Source organism: Bacillus sp. mrc49, assembly GCF_002803435.1.
Genome location: NZ_PHNG01000240.1, coordinates 1 through 733, shown reverse-complemented (window position 1 = coordinate 733; position 733 = coordinate 1). Strand labels below are relative to the sequence as shown.

2 protein-coding genes are annotated in these 733 nt (G+C 40.4%); both read right to left on the bottom strand.

Translation table 11 applies throughout. The features are described 5' to 3' along the window. Positions 1 to 45: 45 nt before the first annotated feature. Positions 46 to 351, bottom strand: a complete 306-nt coding sequence (locus CVN76_RS01750; RefSeq protein WP_100530128.1) for a hypothetical protein — start codon at positions 349 to 351, stop codon at positions 46 to 48. After that, positions 345 to 674 carry an HNH endonuclease gene (locus CVN76_RS01745; protein ID WP_100530127.1) on the bottom strand — a complete coding sequence of 110 codons (330 nt, stop codon included), beginning with the start codon at positions 672 to 674 and terminating at the stop codon, positions 345 to 347. The genes CVN76_RS01750 and CVN76_RS01745 overlap by 7 nt, the downstream gene beginning before the upstream one ends. Between the last annotated feature and the right edge of the window lie 59 nt (positions 675 to 733).

The window sequence follows — 733 nt, the reverse complement described above, 5'->3', positions numbered from 1 at the left end:
TTCAAAAAAATAGTGAAACTTTTGACCGGGGGGTATCTCAGTTAATTATTCTTCGAAATTATACCGTTCCTTGAATAGCCGTTTCATTCGATTCAGATTGAACTCATCTAATCCAAACGATTCTGCCTCTCCGAGAGATAAAACAACAAAATGTTTGTCCGTGTAATAATCATCTAGCGAGAAGAAATGAACCTGCTGCACATCATTGTAGGTAAAGATCTCATTCTTCTTTGCATCGAAACAGAATAGATATTCCTTTCCTTCTTCAAAGCATTGATCAGCAGAGCCATCTTCATTTCTCCCGTAAATAACAACAGGCGTTATACACTTTAACTTTGCTAACTTCACCACTTCTCATCATCCCATTTCTTTTTGTTAGTCTGGCCAAACACACGATCATGCATCTTGTTATGACATTGAAGGCATAACGTTTCAAGGTTATCCAATACCAAAGCAAGCATAGGATAGTGTTCGATCTCATACTTATGATGGACGTTGAGCTCTACACTCTTACGTTCACCTTCAACCTTCTTAGAGTCCACATGCACTCGACCGTCACGCTTACACTGTTGGCACTCGTAGTTGTCCCTATCCAACGCCTGCTGCCTTAGATTGTTCCAGTCACTGGTACGATAGAACTTCTTCTTCTGTGCTTCTGTCTTGTACTCAGGCATTATCCTTTATCGTCCTCGCATTTAGGGCAAACTGTTACTGAGTTTGCTTCAATACCATC